The following is a 21,825-nucleotide window of genomic DNA, read 5'->3' as shown; positions in this document are numbered from 1 at the left end:
CGTTCATGATGGTCCCGTGAGGGTGATTCCTCTGTCCTTCGCGTCCGGGCCGGGCTCGGGCCGCGAGGCTGTGGTGGTGGGGGCCGGTGCCGGACCCGAGGTGCGGGACACCGGTGTGATGCGGGCCGCGCCCGTTTTGAACACGGGCTGCTTGGAGGCCGGATCCCAGGACGTGGGTGTGAGTTCGTTGGCAGCCCGGTGATGGCCGATCCCGTCGGGGGCGTCCCAGTATCCGTAGTGGAATGGCAGGAAGACGACGCCCTGACGGATACCGGTGACACGCACCCGGGCCCGGACGGTGCCGCGTCGGGTGGCCACCTCAGCCAGGTCGCCTTCCCCGATGCCGGCGGCCGCCGCGTCGGCTTCGGACAGCTCGATCCACATGTCCGGGGCGGCGGAATGCAGTTCGGGCACGCGGCCGGTGCGCGTACGGGTGTGGAACTGATAGAGGGTGCGGCCGGTGATCAGCCACAGCGGATAGTCGGCGTCCGGCTGCTCGGGTGGCGGGACGTACGGGGCGGTGCGCAGGATCGCCTTGCCGTCCGGGTTCAGGGACCGGTACGCCTCCTCGTCGAGGGAGCTTCCTGTGAGGAGGTCGCGGCCGTAGGTCTCGCAGTCCTCGGGGCTGCTGTGGAAGTCGCCACGGGTGTAGAGGCGCTCGGTGCCGTCGGGGCGTTCGGTGGTGCAGGGCCATTGGATGCCGCCGCGGTCGCGCAGCAGGGCGTAGGTGAGACCGCTGTAGTCGCACGGGCGTCCACGACTGCACTCCTTCCACGCCTCGAAGACTTCCTCGGGGCTGCGCCAGGGGAGCAGCGGTGCGTCCGATGCGTCGCGGAGGTCCATGCGGCGGGCGAAGTCGAGGAAGATGTCGAGGTCGGGGCGCGCATCTCCCGGTGGGTCGACCGCCTTGAGGGAGAGGTGCACGGTGCGGTCGGCGTTGGTGAAGGTGCCGGTTTTCTCACCCCAGCCCGCGGCAGGCAGCACCACGTCGGCGAACTCCGTCGTCTCGGTCGGGAAGAGGTCCTGGACGACGAGGAACAGCCGGTCCTGGCCGAGCACGGCGCGGATGCGTTCCAGTTCCGGGAGGGAGACGGCGGGGTTGGTTCCGGAGATCCACAGCATGCGCAAAGAGCCTTCTTCGGCAAGGCGGATCATCTGCATGGCATGGGTCGGTGGCCCGTCGTGCGGGATCCGGTCCGGCTGGACGTTCCAGACCTTCGCGAGCCCCTCGACATGCTGGGGGTTGGCCCAGTTGCGGAAACCCGGAAGGTCTCCGTCGGCTCCGCATTCGCGGGTGTTCTGCGCGGTGGGCTGGCCGTTCATCTGCAGGACGCCGCAGCCTGGCCGGCCGAGCATTCCCCGGATCAGATGCAGGTTGTTGACCTGGACGGCTGCCGCGGTGGCCTGGTGTGACTGGTAGAAGCCCTGCAGCACCGTGGACAGCAGCCGGCCGGCCTGGCCGAGCAGGCGGGCCGCAGTACGGATCTGCTCCGCGGGCACGTCGGTCGCCGCGGCGGCGGCCTCGGCCGGGAAGAGAGCCAGCTGCTGTTCGAGACGGTCGAAGCCCGCGACGTGCGCTTCGATGTAGGACTGGTCGATCCAGCCGTTCGCGATCACCTCGTGCAGGATGCCGTTCATCAGCGCGAGGTTCGTCCCCGGCTTCGGCTGGAGATGAACGGTGGCCGCGTCGGACACCGGCCCCGGACGAGGATCCACGCACAGCAGGACAGGCGGCTCAGGTCCCGCGAGGCGGTCCAGGACCCGGCTCCACAGCACACCCTGGGTCTCCGCCATGTTGTGTCCGAACAGGGCGATGGTGTCGGCATGATCGATGTCGGCGTACGAGCCGGGCTGGCCGTCGCAGCCGAAGGACTCCTTGAGCGCCTCGCCGGCCGTGGCCGTGCACAGCCGGGTGTTCCCGTCCAGGTGCTTGGTGCCCAACCCGCCGCGGGCGAGGACGGCCAGCGCGTAGTACTCCTCCAGGAACAGCTGCCCGCTGGTGTAGAAGCCGATCGAGCCGGGACCCGGGCCGTCGAGGAGTGTGCGCGTGCGCTCTGCGATGAGGGCCATGGCGGTGTCCCAGTCGGCTTCGCGTTGGGTGCCGTTCTCAAGGATCAGCGGGCTGGTCAGGCGGTCGGGCGAGCCGATGGCTTGCCAGCCGTACAGGTCCTTGGGGTCGAGGCGGCCGCGGTTGACCCTGTCGCGGGCCATCCCCCGGACACCGACGAGCCGGCCGTCCCTCACCGCCAGCTCCATGGCATCGCCGTTCGAATGGAGATTCGAGGCCGTCTGGACCCATCGGTCGACGTCAGCGCCGTCGTAGTCCCCGGCGAGGTACTGGTCCACGCGAGAGGGCCAGGAACCCCCGCGCCTGTACGGGGTGCGGCGCCCCCACGGATCAATACGCCCAGCGGGAACGTCAACGGGTTCTGTCGTCATGTGCAGCCCCTGCCCCCGCCTGAGATCGCCACGCCCGCGGACGCCCCCGGGGTATGGAGGCCAGGAGGGTACGCGCTGAAGTCGTGGACGGGTCCGACACCCGTTGTCCCAGGCCCGCGCGCGACCGACTCCACATCCGCGAGAGCCGCGATGGATCACCGGCCGCCCGCCGGCCGCCCGTGCTCGGCCCGCGGGCCCACGGGCTCGCAGGGCATTCAGTGGCCCAGGGCCCGCTTGAGCTCGACCTTGTCCAAGTCGTACCGGCCCTTGATGTTGCGCTTCTTCGCCTCGTTGTACAGCTGTCCTTCGTCGGCCCCTGGGAGCCGCTGTGCGAGCGGTGTCCGCCACGCTTGGAGGGCGAGGTGTCCTGGGTGGAGGACCGGCTCACGCTTCGACTCGCCGGAGCGTGCGCGTTCCTTTGCCGCTTCGGCGCTCGTACTGCCGCCCCTTCCGGCACCCGGACCTCGCGAAACTGGTTGGCCTTGAGCTGAGGGGGCAGGGGCAGCCCGGGGGGATGATTGGACAGGAGAAGGGCCATGACCCCGAGGTCGCACCCCAAGCATGGAGAAGGGCCCAGCCGCCACGAAGGGACCGAGCAGCACGGATGGTCGGCCGACGTCGACTCCACGCACACGCAGGACAACCCCAGCGCCCGACGCTCCTTCGACACCCCGGAAAAGACCCAGCGGACCGCGCGCAAGAACCGACCGTCGCGCAAGGCGGATGAGGGAACGCCGGTCGAGTCCACTTCGCGAAGCGGAGAGGACCTTGCCGGCAAGGGCCAGGAGGGCCACCACGACCTGGGGCACCGAGGCCGCTCCCAGCGCCCCAGCGGCGGCAAGGACTCCTCCGCATACACCGGCGTCGACGCGCAGGACCCGTCGAAGCGGCTCAGGAAGGACTGACCCGCCCGCCACAACGCCGCGACCGCCAGGAAACGGGCCGCCTGCTCTGGCCCGCCCGGACGCCGGGTGAACCGGCTGCGCCGTGGCGGCTTCCCTCGGCGGCCCCTCCGTACGTAGGCGTCGAGTTCCTGCGTCAGCGTCGTCGATCACCGCCTCACCTGGCCTGCCTCTCGTATGCGGCGGCGAGTTGGGTTCCATGCCCCAGATTTCGGCTACGGCTGGTCGTTCACGAATCGGCCGTGGGCCCTGGGTTAGGTGGTCACGCCTCACTCTCGGCAGTCCTGCGACAGGCGGCGCCCGAGGTGGTCTGGAGTAAGCCACCGGTAGCCGACCTTCGGGCCGCCACCCTCGGCAGCAGTGGGCTGCCAGAGAATCAGCAATCGTTCATGTCGACCTGCGCCATCCCGTGAGGCGAAGGACAGCTCGTGAACGACCAGACGCGGCACCTCGAGTGGTAGGGCCTGGAGTAGTTCCTCGTGAGTCAGGTTTGCCTTCACCTCCAACGCCAGAGCGTTCCCGGAGCCAGCGCGGCGCACTACCGCGTGCGCAACGGTTCCGGCGGCGGCCGGCTGATTGACGGGACGTGTCACAGTCGACCCCGACGCGCTGGGCAGGCGGCGGGGTGGGCACCCGGATCCTGGCATCCAGGTGGGTGACGGCTCCCCTGGCGGCGGCGTGTACGGGACCGGCGTGGAGAGCAGCGTGCGAGGGTGCGTGGACCTCTGCCACCTCGCCTGTCAGGAGCCGTTCGGTGCTGGAACGCAAACAACTCAAGGGCCGTACGCAGGTCACCTTCGTTCTTCCCGCCGACAGCCCGGACGGGCCGGTCAGCGTCGTGGGCGACTTCAACCACTGGAACCCCGCGGCACATCCGCTACAGGCCCGAGGCGACGGCATGCGCGCGGCCACGGTCGTCCTGCCCGCGCACGGCGGCCATTCCTTCCGCTACCTGGCGGCCGGAGACTACTGGTTCGACGACGACCAGGCCGACGGACATGATGGCGCCAACAGCCGCGTCAACACCTGACGAGGGGCGCCCGCATGGATGCCATCGTGCTGCTGCGCGAGGACCACAAGACCGTCGAGAAGCTGTTCAAACGGTTCGAGAAGACCTCGGACGGCGACAGGGCCGAACGCCGTCGGATCGCCGACGAGGTGATCGAGGAGCTCACCGTCCACGCCTGGGTCGAGGAGAAGTTCTTCTACCCCGCCGCCCGTGAGCTTGCCCCGGACACGACGGACCACATCCTGGAGAGCATCGAGGAACACCATGCAGTGGTGTGGATGCTGTCGGAGATCAAGGACATGGATCCGGGCGACGAGCGCTTCAAGGCGAAGATGAGCGTGCTGATGGAACAGGTCCGCCACCATGTGGAGGAAGAGGAACAGGACTGGTTTCCAGAGGTCCGCAAGGCGATGGGCCGCAACAGGCTCACAGAGTTGGGCGGTGAGCTGGAAGCAGGGAAGAAGCGGGCACCACGCGATCCGCTGGCCGTTCCCAGCTCCGACTCGACGTGAGCCGGACACGGCACCGACCAGAGCAGCGCCGCTGGTGCGGGCTGCTCTCGGCGGCCGTGGTGGTACTCGGGGCGGCTGGGTGCGGTGCCCCGGCGGCACGGCAAGACGCTGCCGCTGCGGCGGGAGCCGCCTTCGAAGCCGCCGTCGCGTCCCGGGACCACGCCCGTGCCTGCGACCTGCTGGCGCCGCAGACCCGCCAGCAGCTGGAGCAGGACGAGCACAAGGCCTGCCCCAACGCACTTGCCTCGCAGGAGCTGCCCACAACGCGCGGTGTCCAGAAGGCCGAGGCCTACGGGCGGCAGGCGATCGTACGGATGGGAGGCGACACCCTGTTCCTTTCGCTGTTCACCGCTGGCTGGAAGGTCGTGGCCGCAGGCTGCACCCCGCGCTCCGACCAGCCGTACGACTGCACGATCAAGGGGGCATGACTCGTTGCGGGGCCTCTTCGTCACCACCCTCGTCGTCATCCTGGGCGGACTCGGCTACTTCATCACCATCGGGGTGCTCCAGCGATGACCGACAACCGCGAAGCACGCCGGGGGTTCTGGCGCGAGAACAGCCTGACCCTCACCTTCGGCCTCGCCTTCCTGGTGGTACTCGCCTGCCAAGCAGTCACCGGGCACGCCGAATTCAACCAACAGATGGTTGTTGACGGCCTCCAGTCGATCACTCTCACCGACTACCTGGCGTCATCAGCCTTCGCCGTCGACGTGAGCGAGAACTGGCAGTCGGAGTTCCTGCAGTTCTTCCTCTACATCTTCGGCACCGTCTACCTCGTCCAGCGCGGCTCCCCGGAGTCGAAGAAGGTCCACAAGGTCGGCACCGAAAGCGATCAGGAACAGCGCATGGGCGAGCACGCCCGCCCCGACTCGCCGCGCTGGGCCGGCACCGGCGACTGGCGGCAGACCCTCTACGCCCGTTCTCTGGGCATTGTCATGGGTGGCCTGTTCGTGCTGTCCTGGACGGCCCAGTCCATCGCCGGCACTGCCGCGTACAACGGCCAGCAGCTCCGGCAGCTCGAGGACCCCGTCAGCTGGGCCGACTACCTTGTCACTCCCGACTTCTGGAACCGGACCCTCCAGAACTGGCAGTCCGAACTCCTCGCGGTCGCCGCCATGGTCGTACTTTCGATCTATCTCCGCCAGCGTGGCTCACCCGAATCGAAACCCGTCGGCGCCGCCCACACCACCACCGGAATCGAAGGCTGACCGCGGCCGGCGGGAGCCCTCCGAGACCTGGTGCGGAGGAGGTTTCGTGACGGGCCGCGGCAAATACTCGACCCTCACTCCCGGCGGCGGGCCGCACGTTCCTGAATTGGGCGACCCGCCGATCCAGGACGGACGGTGACGTGCGTCATGCCAGGCGCGGGCCGCCGTCTCGGCCAGGCCGCGGATGAGGGCGGCGAGCAGGACCGGCGTGGTGGCGTTCAGGCATACGTCGGCGACGCGGACCTCGACGGTGGGGTAGGTGGCCGAGAGGCGGGCGTCGAAGTAGATCATGCCCTCGTCGCGCAGCGCTCCGGTGTCGATCATCGCGCGGACCTGCTCGTGGTAGCGGTCGGCGGAGCCGAAGACGTCCACCGGGCCGGCGGACGGCCAGCGGTTCCACACACGGCTGCGGTAGCTTCCGTACCCGCTGTCCTCTCCCTGCCAGAAGGGCGAGTTCGCGCTCATCGCCGTCAGGACGGCCAGCCAGGGCCTGATGCGGTCCAGGACGGCAACGCCCTCTTCGTCGTGGCACCCACAGGTCAGCTGCTCCTGCGCGGTCAGCCCGTACTGCTCGCCCAGCCACCGATAGCGTCGTCCGACGTTCAACGACGGCTTGACGGGCAGCGGAGATGTCGCGACCGCCGCCACCACGGCTCCGGCGCTCGCCGCGTGGCGGGCCGCCTCACGACGGATGCGCACGAGCTCCTCCTGGAGCTCACCCGTCTCGGTCACCGGTTTCGTGGCGAACTCCGACTGCTCCTTCTGCAGCTCCTTCTCCAACTCGTGCTCCCGCCGACCGCTTGAACCCAGGTGCTGCCAGGCCGAACGCTCAGCGGCCGCCAGCACCCCCGACACGGCGAGCGGGGCGCCACTGTCCGCGTCCACGAGCAGCAGCTCTTCTTCCACGCCTACGCTTCGCATGCGGCCGCCTGTGGATCGCACCGTCAGACAGCCCGCACCTGCCCTGGCTCCCCCCGACCATGCCGCAGCCTTGCACGACGCCCCTTTGGAGGCCCTCAGCGCAAAGCGGTCCCGACCGGGAGCACCTGCGCCGATGGCGACGCGACTGGCACGGGTTGCCCGCCGAATGCCGGCGCATCCGCCACGCCATCGATACCGAGATCGAAAACGGCCGTATGTACCCCCCGCCGGACCGTCGGCGGCGGCGCCGGTGAGGCCCTCCCCCGCGCCCCGCGTTGCCAGTACGTGAGGTTCCTCTATGGTTCCTCGATCCACACGTGGCCCCACGTGGTGTACGAGCGATGAGCGGGGTACACGCGACACGAGAGACGCTGGCCGTCAGCAGCCGGGCGTCACCCCACGGTCGACTCGTCTGTAGGGCCGGCCGCGCCAAGACCCCCGAAGATGCCCCACGCACCGTGGACGGCCCGGTGAAGGGTGGCGTCGGCAAGGACGAACCATGAAAGCGGCAGTGTACGAAGGACCGCGGACGGTGACGGTCAAGGACGTCCCCGACGCGAAGATCGAGCACCCCTGCGACATCCTGGTGAAGATCACCACCACCAACATCTGCGGCTCCGACCTGCACATGTACGAAGGCCGGACCTCCTTCGAAACGGGCCGGACCCTCGGCCACGAGAACCTCGGACAGGTCGTCGAGGTCGGCAAGGCCGTGAGCAAGGTCCAGGTCGGCGACTGGGTGGTCCTGCCCTTCAACATCGCCTGCGGCTTCTGCAAGCAGTGCGAGCAGGGCCTGACGAACTACTGCCTCACCATGCAGCCCAAGCCGGACATGGCCGGCGCCGCGTACGGCTTCGCCGAGATGGGCCCGTACCAGGGCGGCCAGGCGGAGCTGCTGCGCGTGCCGTACGGCGACTTCAACGCCCTGCGCCTGGGTGAGGACGCCGCCGAGCGGCAGCTCGACTACGTGATGCTGGCCGACATCTTTCCGACTGGCTACCACGCCACCGAAATGGCGGGCGTCAAGCCCGGCGACCAGACGATTGTCTACGGAGCGGGCCCGGTCGGCCTCATGGCCGCCTACTCCGCCATCCTCAAGGGCGCCGGCCGCGTATGGGTCGCCGACCACCAGCCCGATCGACTCGCTCTCGCCGAGGAGATCGGCGCCATCGCCGTCAACACCGCCGAGCAGGACCCGGCCGAAGTCGTCAAGGACGCGACCCTGGGCCTGGGCGCGGACAACGGCTGCGAATGCGTCGGCTACCAGGCCCACGACTCACAGGGCGAGGAGGACGCGACCCTGACCATGAACGGGCTCATCGACTCGGTCCGGTTCACCGGTGGCATCGGCGTGGTCGGTGTGTTCCTGCCCGAGGACCCTGGCGGCGCCGAAGCGCAGGGCGAGCTCGAAGCCCAGGGGAAGGTACCGCTGGACTTCGGCATGCTCTGGTTCAAGGGCCAGCGGATCGGCACCGGCCAGGCACCCGTCAAGCGCTACAACCGGGCCCTGCGCGACCTCATCGCCGGCGGCAGGGCCGAGCCGAGCTTCCTCGTCTCCCACGAACTCGGCCTGGACGAGGCCTCCTCCGCGTACGAGCACTTCGACAACCGCGACGACGGCTGGACCAAGGTCGTCCTCCACCCCAACGGCAGCAGCCGCAGCGCGGGCGGCTCCTCCCGACACACACTGCAGGAACTGCGCCAGGAAGCGAAGGCGCAGGGCATCGAAGGCCGCTCCCACATGAACAAGCAGCAACTGGAACGGGCGCTCAGGCATTGAGCTTGCGCACCGCAGGTCGGTGAGCCGGAACAGCCAGGGCGGAAGACCTGATCCCGAGCCCGTAGGACGAGCCGGTCCCGGCACCCCTCTGGGTGCCGAGACCGGCTTCGTGGTGTGGTCAGCCGTCCTCGAATTCGAGGACCTCGACCAAGGCGGCTTCCTGCTCCTCGACGTCCCCGGCGCTCCTGGCAATCACCGCGTACCGCCAGGAACGGCCGTCGGCCGGGACGTCCGCGTACAGCACCACGCCCTCGCCGCGGTCCGGGTCGAACGCGAGGTGGGAAGCACGCAGCCGGGCAAGGGCTCCTTCGAAGTCAAGGGGGTTGCGGGCCCGGCGCTTCGCCACCGACCACGCCGGGTGTGCGGTGGCAGATCCCTCGGTCAGCCGGGTGACCATGGCGTGCGGTGTGGTGGTGGCCGTACGGCGGATGTTGCTCTCACTCGCGTACGCGACGCCGGCCGTGTCCACCAGCGCGTCGAGCCCGAAGGGCCCGGCGTAGCCGTGGTCGGCCAGGTGGCGGCCCAGGGCCGTCCCCCACTCCTCCAGCTCGCCGGCCACGTGCTCGCAGGACGACGGCAGCGGAGAGGCGTATCCCGTGAAGGAGCCCTGAACCGTGCGCATCGCACCGCTGAAGAGCGCGTGTGCCCCGGAGGCAGCCACCTCCATCTGGATGCTCACCGACTCGGCCACGTCAAGGCACTCCTCCACCACCCACAGGCCTTCGGGCCCGCCGACCGTATCGAGTAGCAGGCTCGCCTCGCCCCTCAGATCCTCGCGGGACACGAAGCGCATCCCGTGTCCTCCGGCCGAACGGTCGGGCTTCACCACGACACGCTCGTGGTCCCCCAGGAGATCGTGCGCCACACCTTCGACCTCTGAGCGCCGGCACGTCCGCCCCGCGGGCAGCCGCATGCCCAGTTGCCCGGCCATCGCGCGGAAGCCGGTCTTCGTGTTGAGCAGCATGGTCATCCGCAGCGCCACCTCGGCGGCCTCGACCGTCGGGTAAGGGTGCACCGCGATGCCGATGTCCCGGGCGAACGCGATCGCCGACGCGTCCAACGCCGTCGGCAGCAGCGCCGCACCCCGGTCACCGGCAAGAGCCCGGACCTGTTCGACGAGGCCGGCCTCGCGCACCGCCCGCGCCAGCGGTACGGCTCCGGCAGGGGGCACCTCGACGACGGCCACCGATTCCGGGGGCACACCCGCCAGGTCGTACACGTACCGCAAGAACTCCCGGCTCAACGGCACCGGAGTGACGAACACGTCCCCCGGCCGGAGCAGCCACGCCTTCCGCGGCGCCTGCTGAGCCCACGTCGTCAGGATCTGCCCCTCGTCGAGGTCCACCGCCAAGTCCGAGAGGAAGTTCGCGAACACGACCATCGGTACCGTCTCAGTCACCGCTCTGTTCCTCCGGTCGCCGCACGGCCGTCCACGGTCGGCGTGGGATCACCTGCTCCGCCCCCACCGGATGCGGCGGCCCACGAGAAGTCTCCACCTGAACGGGGAGGCAGGTCAGGGAAACGGTTCCCACGCCTCGGGGCCGGCCCCGCGCCACTCCACGAAGTCGGGGTCGGTGAGGTCGACGTCCTCGGCGTTCTCCATCCCGGCAGCGGCGAGGAAAGCTCGGACATCGGCCGGGCGGTGGGCCACTCCGATGGCGACGCCGTCGTAGCGGACACGGCGCCAGCCCTGCTGGTCGGGCGGGTAGATGATCAGCTTGGCGGCCATGGGCCCAGCCTCTGCCGCACCAAGCGCATCGGCACCCCTCCCCGTCCAAACGGGTGAACTTCACCGAGCAGCTGTCGCCGGGGCGCCCTCCGCTGTCGGCCCACGCCGTACCGGCCGCCCTCAGGCTGGAGCGTAAAGCCGGTAGCGCCTACTTGCGGCTGAACCGGTCAGCCGGAGACGAGCACGGAGTCGTCGAGGGTACCCGTGCCGGGCAGATGGTGGCGGGCGGCAAAGAGGGCGGCATGCACACCGGGGAACGCGGTCACCACCGAGGCCATCGAGCTCGTCAGGGGCCTGGACGGGTCGGCCGTGGACGCCGTCCTCTTCCAAGCACGCGGTGGAACTTCTGGAGCAGCAGCTCGCAGACGCCGACCCCGTCTCCCGGCGCTCCAGCGTCCCGGTGACGTCCTCGGCGATGCGCTGTTGGACCGGAAGCAGCGCATCGCCGAGCGGCCGGCGCCGTCGACTACATCAGCAAGCCCTTTGACCCCTGGGCCCTACGGGCCAAGGTCGCCGAATCCCCACCCGTTCTTGGGTGCTGGTACGTGATGCCGGCGCCCAAGAGCGGGCTATCGACCACTCTGCTCCCCCTGCCCGTGGTGTTCGGGTACCCGTACAGGTCGCCCCCGTCCGTGCGCCCCATGACGCAGACGTCCAGGGAAGCAGTGAACTGCCTGCGGGGACTCGGCACGACCGATGCCCCGGCGGGCCCGCCGGGGCATCGGTCGTGCGTCCTTCAGGATCGTGGCTTGTGCGTCAGCATCCCGAGACGCACTGTCCGTCCGTCCAGGTCTTGTTGATCGTGGGTCCCCAGAAGGGGGCCGAGTCCAGGCCGGTCTCGCTTGCCATTCGGTCCGTGGCGATCATCCGCGGCGCCTGGTTGGTCCGGTACTGGACCACCTCCATGTCCGGATATGCATCGCCCTGGCGGTTCACGGTGACGGAGGTCTCGGTCGCCTTGACCTTGATCGTCGCGTCGACGGCGAAGAAGTTCAGGAAGCTGTTGACGGCGGCCACGCCGACGTCCAGTTGCCCGGAGTCCGTGTGGTGCCCGAGGCTGGTGGTGTTGACCACGTTGTCGCCGCCCCAGGTGTCGCCTGGCCATCCCTCGACCTTCAGCGGGTTGGCAGGCAGTACCTTGCTCGGAGCGCCGTCGACCATCTTGCTGGGGCCGCCGATGCGACTGAGCACGCCGGGCTGGTCGACGTGCTTCTCCGGCGGGGTGGTGGACGGAGCCACTGTGAAGGTGCATTCGCCCGAGGCGGTGTTCCACACCAGGGACATGCGGTAGGGCTTGTGCGGGTCCAGGGACGCGTCACGGTCGTCGCCCAGCAGCATGCCGAGCGCGGCGATCTTCGTGTGGATGTAGAGGGTGACGCGGATGACGCCCCGGTCCGGGCCCTTGCCGACGTTGAAGGACTTGCGGGCCGACCCGTCGGGCTGCTTGCCCCATCCCGTGTCCAGGACGTCGTCCATCATGTCGTCGATGGTCGGCTCCGGGTCCTTGGGCTTCTCGTCCGTGACGGGCATGCCGCCCTTGCAGGCGATCGTGCCGTTCCAGCATTCCTCCAGCATCCGGCCGGTGGGGTCCCCGTTGGTTGCGGGGTTGTTGTTGGCGTAGGTGTAACCCTGTGACTGCTGCGGGTCGTTGAGGTCGATTTCGGGGTCGACGCTGATGAACCGGCCGGTGGTCGGGTCGTATTCGCGCGCGCCGAGGTGGACGAGTGCCGTGGCCTCGTCGTCGGTGCCGCCGACGAAGCCCTTGTCGCCGGTCCAGCCGGAGGGCTTGGTGCCGCGCGTGGCCCCGAAGGGAGAGGTCTTGCGGCGGGTGACGGTCTGGGCGGCGTCGGCGGTCACCTGGGTGGTGCCGGTGCCGTGGTGGTCGGCGAAGGTGAAGGTGAGCTTCCCTCCGGTCCGGATGGCCACGGTGCTGCCGTCGGCCACGTAGTACCGGGTGCCGGTGACGGTGCCGCCCGTGCCCAGGTGCAGCTCGTTGCCGTACGAGAGGTAGAGCGTCGTGCCCGACGCGTCGTGCCCGACGAACCGCTGGCCGTCGGTGTCGTAGAGGTAGGAGGCCTTCTCGGTCGTCTTCTCGGTCACGGACGCGAGGTGTCCCTCGTCGTCCCAGGTGAAGGACTCGGCGGGGGCCGTGCCGCGGGTGCGGGTCTTCAGGTTGCCGGATTCGTCGTAGCCGAAGAGTTCCTGGTGCGGGTCGGTGCCGCTCTGCGTGACCTTGGGCAGGTCGTGCTTGCCGGCCGTCGGCGCGTCATAACCGCGCACGGTGTCCTGGGCCGAGCCCGTCGCGGCCTTGTGTGCGGTCTCGGTCCTGCGGTTGCCGACCGCGTCGTAGGTGTACGAGGTCCAGTAGGGGTCCTGGCCGCCGACGGCAGTGTCCGAGGGCGCGGCGGAGCAGGCCGTGTTCTTGTCGGTCCAGGCCTCGGTGACGCGTCGCAGGGCGTCGAGGCCGAAGCACTGGGTGTCGGTGGTGCGAGCCGTGTCCTGGCCGTAGGAGGTGGATACGGACGTGACGTTGCCTGCCGGGTCGTAGGTGTAGTGCGCGTCCTCGATGCGCTGCGGTGCGACGTCGCGGTCGAGGTAGCTGTCGGTGAGCGAGCCGGTGTGCTCGTCGTAGGTGTACGAGGTTGTCAGCGTCTGGCCGAAGGCGCCGAACTTCCGGATGATCCTGCGGCCGTAGTGGTCGTAGGTGGTGTCGTTGACTAGCGGGTCGCTGCCGGCGCCCATCGTGGTGAGCAGCCCTGTGACCGGGCTGTAGGTGTTGGTGGTCTTCTCCGCCGGCAGTCCGCCGATGGCGGGCTGCTGGGTCCACATCGCCTGGCCGCTGTTGGGGTTGTACGAGGTCGTCCACTTGTACGTGCCCGCCAGCGAGCCCTCCGAGGCCGGGATCGTCGTCTGGGTGACGACGGGCTGGTAGAGGCTGTTGTACGTGGTGATCGCCGACACGTAGGCGTTGCCGTTCACGTAGCGCGTGGACGAGGAGACCTGTCCCTTGGCGACGGTGTCGTACTCCCACGCGGCAAGGGTGACCGCGCCCTTCTTGAGGGCGGTGCGGCGGCCCAGCTCGTCGAAGTCGGTGTGCAGGGTGACGCCCCGGGCGTCCTGGACGTCCGTGACGCGGTCGCCGTCGTCGTAGGTGGTCTTCACGACGCCCTTGTCGGGGTCGTCGGTCTGGATCTGGCGGCCGCGGACGTCGTAGGTGTAGCGCCAGGTGGCGCCGGAGGGGTCGGTGACCTCGGCCAGCCGGCCGTGGTCGTCGTAGGTCCGCCGGGTGCTCTGGGACGTGGTCCGGGCCGCGTCGGTGTACTGGCGCACCTCGGTGGTGCGGCCGAGCGCGTCGACCACGGCGGTGCCGGCGATGCCGCCGGCGGGCGGGATCGTGGTGGTCGTGTCACCGGTGTAACGGGTGGTGGTGCGCTTGGTCTCGTCACCGAAGCGCTTGGAGATCACCGCGGTGACGCGGCCGGCGCCGTCGTACTCGGTGTCCGTGGACGCCGGGTAGTTCAGTTCCTGCCCGGTGACGAGGACGGGCTCGGGCGCTCCGGTCGCGAAGAAGGCGCCGGAGTTGCGCCGGGCGAGGCCCCGGGTGTCGTAGAAGGTCTCCGTGACCAGCCGTCCGGCGAGGTCCGGGGAGGGCTTCTGGGTCTGCCGTTCGCGCAGCATGCCGTCGTGGATGGAGTACGAGACGGAGTACTTCGCGTCGTGGGTGAGGGTCTTCGTGGTCACGACGAGCGGGCCGTCGTTGCGCACGAGGTACTCGAACGCGAGGCTCGGCGAGTCCGGGTAGGTGACGGCCGAGCGGGTCGGCTTCCATACCTTGACGAGCCGCCCGAGGGCGTCGTACGCGGTCGTGGTGACCTTTCCGTTGGCGTCGATGATTCGGGTGGACTGGCCGCGCAGCGGCTCCGTGTCCGTGGTGACCGTGTGGCCCTTGGGGTTGGTGACCACGTTCTGCGTCGGCACTTCGCCGGTGGCGGGGGTGTACGCAGTGCGGGTCACCTTGCCGTAGGCGTCGGCGATGCTGAGCGGGCGGCCGTAGATGTCGAAGTCGGCGACGGGCGTCGACTGGACCGGGGCGTACCCGGTGCCGGTGCCGTTGATCCGCTCCTTGCGGGTGACCAGGCCGCGGCCGGGCGCGTCGCCGAAGCCGCCGCCGTCGTAGAAGGTGCGGACGTCGTCAATGACGTCACGGGGCCGGGACACCGGGGCCTCGCAGGGCACGGCCACGGTCTCCACCCGGCTGACCTTGTCGACGATCGGGCCGCTACCGCGGGCGTAGGAGGTCGTGGTGCACCGCTCGTCGCCGGTCTTGGCCGTGTCGCCGCTCTCCGAGGTCCAGTCGACCATGCCGTAGGCGTCGAAGTGCCGGGTCTTCTCGGTGATGCGGACGCCGCCGTTGACGGTGGTGCGGCTGGACTCCTTCTCCGTGCCGGTCTTGTGTGACTCGAGGTCGGGCAGGCCGGGGCGGGTACGGGTGTTGCCGGCGGCCGAGCGCCAGGGCGTGTACGAGGTGGCGGAGACGAGCTTGTTCGTGTCGTCGCCGTCGTAGGTGGCGTTCTCTCGGACCATGCCGGCGAACTGTTCGCGGTCGGTGACCGCGGCGCCCGCCGAGTCGTTCACGGCGGCGCCGTCGATGCCGCGGAAGAAGCGCTTCTCCTCCAGGGTCGTGGGGTCGAAGGCGGCGCCCGTCCGGATCTGGACGCGGGCGTAGCCGCGGGCGACCGAGTAGGTGAGGTCCTCGGGCTTGGCGAGCTCGTCGGTGCCCTTCGCCCAGGCGGCTCCGCCCAGGTAGGAGTAGGAGGTCACCTTGTCCGGGGATTCGGCCAGGTTGTCGCCCTCGACGACCTGGGTGACGACGTATTTGTTGAACCAGTCGAGCTTGGCGGTGTCGCCTTCGTACGCCCACTTCACCGGGTAGCACAGGGTGGTGTTGGTGGCGTCGGGGGCCGGCAGGGTGGTGGCGGTGCACTCGGGCTGCGAGTAGCTGATTCCGATGGTGCCGCCGGTCTCGGTGGTGATCTGGTAGAGCCGCAGCCGGATGAACGGGGCCAGCCCGTCGCCGGTCCGGTCGACGCGGTTGGCCCGCTGCTCGCCGGCGAAGGTCACCGGCGGCAGGGTGATCGAGCCGCCCGCCTTGCCGGTGCGCTGGATGGACTTCAGCCACAGCGGGGTGGAGATGCCGTCACCGGAGGCGGGGAAGTCCTGGTCGAGGGCCCACGTGTCGACGTCCTGGTAGGCGCCGCCGGTGAGGATCTTGGTGGTGATGGTGGTGAGGCGCTTGCGCGACCAGAAGGTGGGCGAGTACTTGTCCTTGCACTCGGTCGCGCCGTCCGCGCAGTACTGGTCGAACGGGACGTCGGGCCAGTTCTTGGCGTGGGTCTCGTCGAAGGTGCCGCAGTCGGTCAGGCAGCGCTCCGAGACGCCGAAGTCGACCCGGCCCATCGCCTTGCCGGTGTACACGGCGTCGGCGCGCAGGCCGTAGTCGATGTGGTCGAGCCAGCCGCCGCGAACGTAGGACGTGACGGTGGCCTTGCCCGTGGTGGCGTCGACGTTCCGGCCGTAGTTGTTGGACTCGGTGTTCCAGTGGAAGGCCATGGCGTCGCCCTGCGGGTCGACCACGTAGTCGAGCTGCCAGCGCCAGGCCTGCCGGCACCAGGCGTCGGCGAACTTCGCGCTGTAGCAGGGCTCGCCGGGCTGGTTGCCGAAGACAGGGACCGTCCAGGTGGAGTTGGTGACCGGGTCGTCGGCGTCCGCGCCGTGGTCGCTCCAGCCGGGCAGCCGGTTCAGTCCGAAGAAGTACTGGGTGCCGTCGGTCGTGGTGACCTTCCAGTGCTCACCGTTGTCGTCGCCGTTGGCGGCGCCGGTCAGCTTCTCGACCTTCTCGCCCGAGTCGCTCGCGGGCGCCCAGCCCTTGCCGTCCTGGTAGACCAGCTCGGTGTTCTTACCGCCGAGCGACAGGGTGGCGTTGTCGTTGTACCAGCAGAGGTCGCCGACCTTGGTGGTGTTGGTGCCACCGGTCTTGTCGAGTTCGCACGGCTTGTAGCGGCGCTCGATGAAGCCCGGTTCCCAGTCCCAGCCGTCACCGAGCCACGAGGGCTGGTTGTTGGAGGCGGCTGTACGGCCGTCCACCGACTGCGAGTTGTAGCCGAGCTGGATCTTCGGCGCGAGGCTGCCGGGGACGCCAGGTACGCCGATCTGCTGGGACCAGGTGAAGGCACCGGTGGACCCGCCCGCGCTCCACGAGCCCGAGGGCTGGAGCCCGGTCGCCTTGTAGTCGCCGGTCGGTCCGGCGGACTCGGCGGTCGCCGCGAGTACGGTGGCGCCGGAGGCCATCGCAGTACGGGCGGACAGCGTCCCGGTCCGGACGTCGTTGGACGTCGGCAGGGGCTTGCCGATGCGGCACTTGGGATCGTGCGGCGTGCTGAGCGCGCACGCGGGCAGCTCGACCAGCCGCAGTCGTGCGGCCCAGTCGCCGCCGTACGCCCCGCGGAAGGACGAGTAGTCGACTCCGACGCGGGCCGGCGTGGCCTTCCGCGCGCCGTCGGTGCGGCCGACGGCCAGGAGCACGCCGTCGACGCCGGCCGCGCGGGCGGCCTTGCGGGGGGCGAGGGTGACCTTCACCTTCGCAGGCGCCCGGCCCGCTTGCGCCTCGGGCTCCTTGGGCGCGGCCAGGGCCGTCCTGCCCGGTTTGGCGTTGTCGGCGCTCACCGTGACAGGGAGCGCCCCCGCCTTGCCACCGGTCGCGAGCGACACCTCTGCGCTGCCCGGAGCCGGCCAGCTGACCTTCGGAGACTTCTTCGACCAGGAGTTGGCGGCTGCCGCGTCCGGTCTCTTCTTCCCGCCCAGGGCGACCCGCTCGACGGGGACGGCCTTCGGCTGTCTCACGTCGGGCCGCCGTGCCCCGCCTTCGGAACCTGCCGCCAGCGCGGTGCTCTGCAGCACGCTCGCGAGGACCGCGGTGGTGACGAAAATGGGTAAGCCACGCATGCCGAAACGTTTCACTTCTACCCCTCGGTAAAAAGTTGACCGCGCGCACGGAGTGCGCGCGAAGACCCGGCAGGTGCGGAGCACCGCACCTGCCGGGAAGGATCACGAAACCGCCCGGGTCCGGACGTCAGAGAACGACGTCGAACGGACCCCAGCCGCTGCCGATGAACGCGCGACCGCTCGGGAGGTAGTCGTAGAGCTCTCCCTGGTCGGTCACGCCCACGGACTCGGCCGCGCCGTCGCTGTCGAGGTCGGTGGCGAACGGGTTCCAGTAGCCGTTCCACCAGCCGTTGCCGTTGAAGTAGCGGGCGCCGAAGCTGATGGAGCCGGGGTTTGCCGTGGTGTTCGGGTACACGTAGAGGTCGCCCCCGTCGGTGCGGCCCATGATGTCGATCTTGTGGTCGCCGTTCATGTCGGCGAGCCGGATCGTCGTCCAGGAGGCGGGCCACCAGCCGTTGCCGATGAAGACACGGCCTGCGAGGGTCGACATGCCGGTGCCGCCGGAGTGCGCGTATACCCACAGGTCGCCATTGCCGTCGCGGCCGACGACATCCGTGCGGCCGTCGCCGTTGATGTCACCGAAGGCGAGGGTGTCGTACATGTTCCAGCCGTAGCCGACCTGGACGGGGCTGCCGAAGGAGTTGGTGTCCGTCCTGCCGGTGCCGGGGTACAGGACGAGGTTGCCGTCCCTGTCACGGCCGACGATGTCGGTGTAGCCGTCGTTGTTGAGGTCGGCGGTGTAGACGTTGGTCCAGTAGTCCCGCCACCACCCGTTGCCGACGAAGTAGCGGCTGCCGAGCGTGCTGGTGCCCGTGCCCCCGGTGCCGGGGTAGACCCACACGTCGCCGTTGCCGTCGCGGGCCAGCACGTCGGTGTAGCCATCGCCGTTGTAGTCGGGCCGGCTCTGCGAGCCGCTCGTCCACTGACCCTGGCCGACCGCGTTGTAGATGACCAGGACACCGCGGCCGTGCAGCACGGCGTAGCCGTTGTTCTTGCCGGAGGTCCCGCTCTCCCACAGCGTGGTGGAGCCGTCCGCGGTGTAGACGACGAGGTTGCCGTCGGTCTGCATGCGCGCGAAGGCGCCGGTGTGGCCCTGGGTGTGGGTTGCCCAGACCCGCTTGTCACGGGTGAGCAGCACGAGATCGCCGTCGGTCTGCATGACCAGCTTGGAGGCCCCGCTGGTGTACGACTGGCCGGAGGCCAGTGTGGTGCCCGAGGGAATCCGGGCGCCGGCCACGCCGTCGATCTGGAAGCCGCCGGAGAAGGAGTTCACGGTCCCGTCCCAGGCCTGGCCGTACCAGCCGAACATGGTGTTGTCGGCCTCGCGGGCCCACAGGTCCGTCACCCCGTCGCCCGAGAGGTCCCCGGAAGAACCGACCTGCGGGTAGCGGTCCTTGGTGACGCCAACGCCGACCTTCGTACGGGGCTCGGCGCCCCAGGTGGCCAGATCGACCGCCTTGCCCTCGCCGCTCCTGCGGCCGTAGCTGCGCAGGATGTCCCCGGTCGCGTCGTCCCGAAGCCAGAGGTCGGGAATGCCGTCCGCGTTCAGGTCGCCGGGCGTGATGACGGTGTACTTGTCCCAGTCGTCGCCGCCGACGAGCACGGGCGCGCCGTGCGTGTCGAGGGTCAGCCCGGCCCGGTCGCCGAAGTAGGCCCACAGCTTCTTGCCCTGCTTGACGAGCAGGTCGGACTGGCCGTCGCCGTTGAGGTCACCGGCGCTGAGGACCTGGTCGGCTCCCTGCCAGTGGTCGTCGCCCTCCTCCGTACAGCCCATGTCCGGGTCCTGGCGCGGGCAGGCGACGGTGATCTGCGCCCGCTTGTGCCCCTGGACGTAGCCGAGGCCGTTGTTGGGGTACATCCACAGCTTGTCGGCCTTGTCGACGGGGTCGTGCTCCAGGGTGACCAGGTCGTTGTAGCCGTCCTGGCCCCAGTCGCCGGAGACGACGGCCTGCGAGCCGCCCAGGCTGACGCCGCCGTTGGTGACCGAGGAGAAGGTGGCGTCGCCCTGGCCGGCGTAGGTGACCAGGGTGCCGAAGGAGTCCTTGCTCCAGATGTCGCGGTTGCCGTCGCCGTTGACGTCGTAGGCCGCGTCGCGGGTCAGCGAACGGCCCGCGTAGAACAGGTAGGTGGCGGTGTCGGAGCGGTTGCCCGCCGCGTCCTGGCTGAAGGCGTAGACGAAGTGCGGTCCGACGCCGGGCGGGGTGAGCGCGACCGTGGTCTGCCCGCCCGCGGGCACCGTGGCGGTCTTCACCTCGGGGTTCCAGTCGGTGTAGTACGTGTAACGGACCACGTCGTCCACACCGTTGGCGGAGAGGGTGAACGAGCCGGGCGTGCGGGCCTTGCCCGTGCCGGCGGGCCAGCCCGCGTCACCGTTGGGGAAGTCGGTCGAGTCGACCTTCGGCGCCTTCGCCGGCCGGGTGCGGTCGACGGAGAACGTACAGGTCTGGCTCCAGTCGGAGTACTCGCTCTGGTCGTACGCCCGGACGCGCCAGGTGTAACTGCCGGTGGGCAGTCTGTCGTCCGGCACGACGAGGGTGGAGACGCGGTCCCGCAGGCCCGGGATCCACGAGTCGACGACCATGTTCCCATCCTTGAAGACCTGGAACTGGGCCGACAGGTTCCCCGCGTTGGGGTCGGTGACGAAGGCGTAGAGGCTGATCGTGGTGTTGCCGATCAGGCCGCCCGCGGAGCAGTCCGTCCGTGGATTGGTGCCGAGGCCGGTCGGGGTCTGGGGTGGGTTGTTGTACTCCGTCTCCAGGACCGCGGTCTTCGGGTCGAACTTCTTCCAGCCGAAGGTGTCGCTCTCGTTGGCGGCGTACAGGCCGAGGGTGATGCTGGTGTCGCCGGCCGCGGCAACGCGCTGCATCTTCCAGGTCAGGTCGAACTCGAGGTTGCCCGCGGCGCAAGAGGAGGACCAACCCTTGGACTCGTTCACGTCCGCCAGCCAGTCGATCTTGCTGGGCTGGTTGTTCCAGGTGGTCTTGTTGCTGATGCCCTTGGTGTGCCACAGCTGGACGGTGCGGGCCTGGCAGGACCAGGACCAGGTGTTCTTGATCCGGAACGTGGAGCGCGCGACCTTCGCCCAGCGCACGTTGGAGGTGTCCATCTCGAAGAACGAGCGCGAAAGGCCACTGGTCTCGTTTTCGTAGCCGACCCGGGCCACCTCGTTGGCGTTGAGAAAGTTCTGGTCCGGGTACTTCTTGTACACCCGCGTCCAGTTGTTGCGGCCGCCCCAGGCCCAGGAGGGGTCGATGTACACCGGGTAGGTGGTGTCGGCGGCCTTCAGGAGAGTCTGGTCCGGGACGATCTGCAGGCTGTTGCCGCTCACCGTGGTGGGCATCACGGCTTGCTTGGCCCCGGCCGGCTGCTCGAAAGCGCTGCCGGGCGCGGGCGCGGGTTCCGTCGTCGTCGCGAACGAGGCGAAGGAGGCGGTGCTGGCCTTCGTGGCAGGAGCCGTGGTCGGGGGCGCAGTGGCCGTCGTGGAGTCCCACATGACCGGCGACGGACTGGTGAAGACGGTCTGCCCGGCCGGGTCCGTCGCGGTGACCGCTCCGGTCGTGGAGTCGGTGCTGACCGTCACGCCGACCGTGGACATCGTGTACTTCAGCGTCGCCAGCTGCGGGTTGGCGGCAGCCTCGGGCGTCTTGACGACGATGAGCTGCGAGAAGCCCTCGACCTCGGACTTCAGCTGGAGGTCGACGCCCGGCAGCACTTCGGCGTAGGTGGCCACGTTGCCGTTCAGCGTGGGCTTGGGCAGCGCGGTGGGCCAGGAGAGCGACAGCGTACGGCCGTTCTTCACGCCCGTGAGGATGGGGCCGGTGCCTCCGCCGGAGAACGAGACCACCACCGAGGTGGCCTTGGGGCGCACCGATCCGTCGGCGGCGAATTCCAGTGTCGGGTCGGTCGGCACCCATGCGCCGTCGCGCATGATGCGCACCGGGGTGCCGTACCGCTTGACGGAAAACGTCCCGCTGGGGTTCACCCAGGTGTCGGAGAGCTCGGTGCGGTCCTTGGTTAACTCCACCGGCTTTCCAGTCGACTTGGCGTCCTGCAACGCCTTGTCCTCGGGACTGACGCTGCCGTCGTCGCCGCTGACGGCGACCGTCGGCGCGGCTGCGGAAGCCGTCGGTGCGATCGCACCGGAGGAACCCAGCGCGACCACGGCGACGAGGACCGTCGCGCGGCCCAGTTCCCGTCTCCAGCGGCCTCTTCGGTGGGTTGTGGACGTGCTTCTTGACACGCTTCCTTCTTTCCCAGTGAACCGGCACACGCGCGCCCGAGCACGCGTGAGCAGATGACCGAGGGGGCCCTGGAGGAACCGTG

General features: G+C 69.4%; 12 protein-coding genes and 3 pseudogenes. 8 read left to right on the top strand and 7 right to left on the bottom strand.

Annotated features, from left to right (window positions below; all coding sequences use genetic code 11):
• Nucleotides 1-3: 3 nt before the first annotated feature.
• On the bottom strand, nucleotides 4-2,439 hold the full coding sequence (locus ACFYU9_RS35115; protein WP_389347619.1) for a molybdopterin oxidoreductase family protein: 2,436 nt from the start codon (nucleotides 2,437-2,439) through the stop codon (nucleotides 4-6).
• A 215-nt stretch (nucleotides 2,440-2,654) separates the two neighbouring features.
• Nucleotides 2,655-3,002: pseudogene (locus ACFYU9_RS35110) on the bottom strand (plasmid stabilization protein).
• On the opposite strand from ACFYU9_RS35110, the gene ACFYU9_RS35105 reads away from it, so the two are divergent.
• The 5 genes from ACFYU9_RS35105 (at nucleotide 2,976) to ACFYU9_RS35085 (ending at nucleotide 6,070) form a co-directional block, all read left to right on the top strand.
• Entirely contained in the window at nucleotides 2,976-3,344 is a 369-nt protein-coding gene (locus ACFYU9_RS35105) for a hypothetical protein (protein WP_389347618.1), read from the top strand. The pseudogene ACFYU9_RS35110 and the gene ACFYU9_RS35105 sit on opposite strands and share 27 nt — an antisense overlap.
• Nucleotides 3,345-4,095: 751 nt before the next feature.
• Entirely contained in the window at nucleotides 4,096-4,371 is a 276-nt protein-coding gene (locus tag ACFYU9_RS35100; protein ID WP_389212183.1) for an isoamylase early set domain-containing protein, read from the top strand.
• 14 nt (nucleotides 4,372-4,385) lie between these two features.
• Nucleotides 4,386-4,862, top strand: a complete 477-nt coding sequence (locus ACFYU9_RS35095; RefSeq protein ID WP_389347616.1) for a hemerythrin domain-containing protein — start codon at nucleotides 4,386-4,388, stop codon at nucleotides 4,860-4,862.
• A 56-nt stretch (nucleotides 4,863-4,918) separates the two neighbouring features.
• Nucleotides 4,919-5,290: a hypothetical protein gene (locus ACFYU9_RS35090; protein ID WP_389347614.1), complete on the top strand. Its 372-nt coding sequence runs from the start codon at nucleotides 4,919-4,921 to the stop codon at nucleotides 5,288-5,290.
• Nucleotides 5,291-5,374: 84 nt separating this feature from the next.
• Nucleotides 5,375-6,070: a DUF6766 family protein gene (locus ACFYU9_RS35085; protein ID WP_389347612.1), complete on the top strand. Its 696-nt coding sequence runs from the start codon at nucleotides 5,375-5,377 to the stop codon at nucleotides 6,068-6,070.
• On the opposite strand, the gene ACFYU9_RS35080 is transcribed toward ACFYU9_RS35085, so the two are convergent.
• Nucleotides 6,014-6,991, bottom strand: coding sequence for a glutamate--cysteine ligase (locus ACFYU9_RS35080; protein ID WP_389347610.1), 978 nt, complete (start codon nucleotides 6,989-6,991; stop codon nucleotides 6,014-6,016). The two genes, ACFYU9_RS35085 and ACFYU9_RS35080, sit on opposite strands and share 57 nt — an antisense overlap.
• A 499-nt stretch (nucleotides 6,992-7,490) precedes the next feature.
• On the opposite strand from ACFYU9_RS35080, the gene ACFYU9_RS35075 reads away from it, so the two are divergent.
• Nucleotides 7,491-8,771: an alcohol dehydrogenase catalytic domain-containing protein gene (locus tag ACFYU9_RS35075; RefSeq protein ID WP_389347608.1), complete on the top strand. Its 1,281-nt coding sequence runs from the start codon at nucleotides 7,491-7,493 to the stop codon at nucleotides 8,769-8,771.
• A 118-nt stretch (nucleotides 8,772-8,889) separates the two neighbouring features.
• Here ACFYU9_RS35075 and ACFYU9_RS35070 read toward each other — a convergent pair whose 3' ends face one another.
• Together ACFYU9_RS35070 and ACFYU9_RS35065 are read right to left on the bottom strand one after the other, a co-directional pair.
• Nucleotides 8,890-10,170 (bottom strand): peptide ligase PGM1-related protein, encoded by a 1,281-nt coding sequence (locus ACFYU9_RS35070; RefSeq protein ID WP_389347606.1) that lies wholly within the window; start codon nucleotides 10,168-10,170, stop codon nucleotides 8,890-8,892.
• 114 nt (nucleotides 10,171-10,284) lie between these two features.
• Complete coding sequence (locus ACFYU9_RS35065) at nucleotides 10,285-10,500, bottom strand: hypothetical protein (RefSeq protein WP_125539589.1); 216 nt, start codon at nucleotides 10,498-10,500, stop codon at nucleotides 10,285-10,287.
• Between the two features lie 204 nt (nucleotides 10,501-10,704).
• On the opposite strand from ACFYU9_RS35065, the pseudogene ACFYU9_RS35060 reads away from it, so the two are divergent.
• Both ACFYU9_RS35060 and ACFYU9_RS35055 read left to right on the top strand, forming a co-directional pair.
• Nucleotides 10,705-10,950 (top strand): annotated as a pseudogene (locus ACFYU9_RS35060) (hypothetical protein); the annotation flags it as partial.
• Nucleotides 10,944-11,300, top strand: a pseudogene (locus ACFYU9_RS35055) (hypothetical protein); the annotation flags it as partial. The pseudogenes ACFYU9_RS35060 and ACFYU9_RS35055, both read left to right, overlap by 7 nt.
• Here ACFYU9_RS35055 and ACFYU9_RS35050 read toward each other — a convergent pair.
• On the bottom strand, nucleotides 11,257-17,502 hold the full coding sequence (locus tag ACFYU9_RS35050; RefSeq protein ID WP_389347603.1) for an RHS repeat-associated core domain-containing protein: 6,246 nt from the start codon (nucleotides 17,500-17,502) through the stop codon (nucleotides 11,257-11,259). The pseudogene ACFYU9_RS35055 and the gene ACFYU9_RS35050 sit on opposite strands and share 44 nt — an antisense overlap.
• A gap of 127 nt (nucleotides 17,503-17,629) precedes the next feature.
• The gene (locus ACFYU9_RS35045; RefSeq protein ID WP_389347601.1) at nucleotides 17,630-21,742 is read right to left on the bottom strand and encodes an FG-GAP-like repeat-containing protein; all 4,113 of its coding nucleotides are present in this window, start codon (nucleotides 21,740-21,742) and stop codon (nucleotides 17,630-17,632) included.
• Nucleotides 21,743-21,825 lie beyond the last annotated feature (83 nt).

It is taken from the genome of Streptomyces sp. NPDC004327 (assembly GCF_042873935.1).
Classification (GTDB): Bacteria; Actinomycetota; Actinomycetes; order Streptomycetales; family Streptomycetaceae; genus Streptomyces.
The sequence above is the reverse complement of the archived record's forward strand: the minus strand, read 5'-3'. Positions and strand labels throughout refer to the sequence as shown.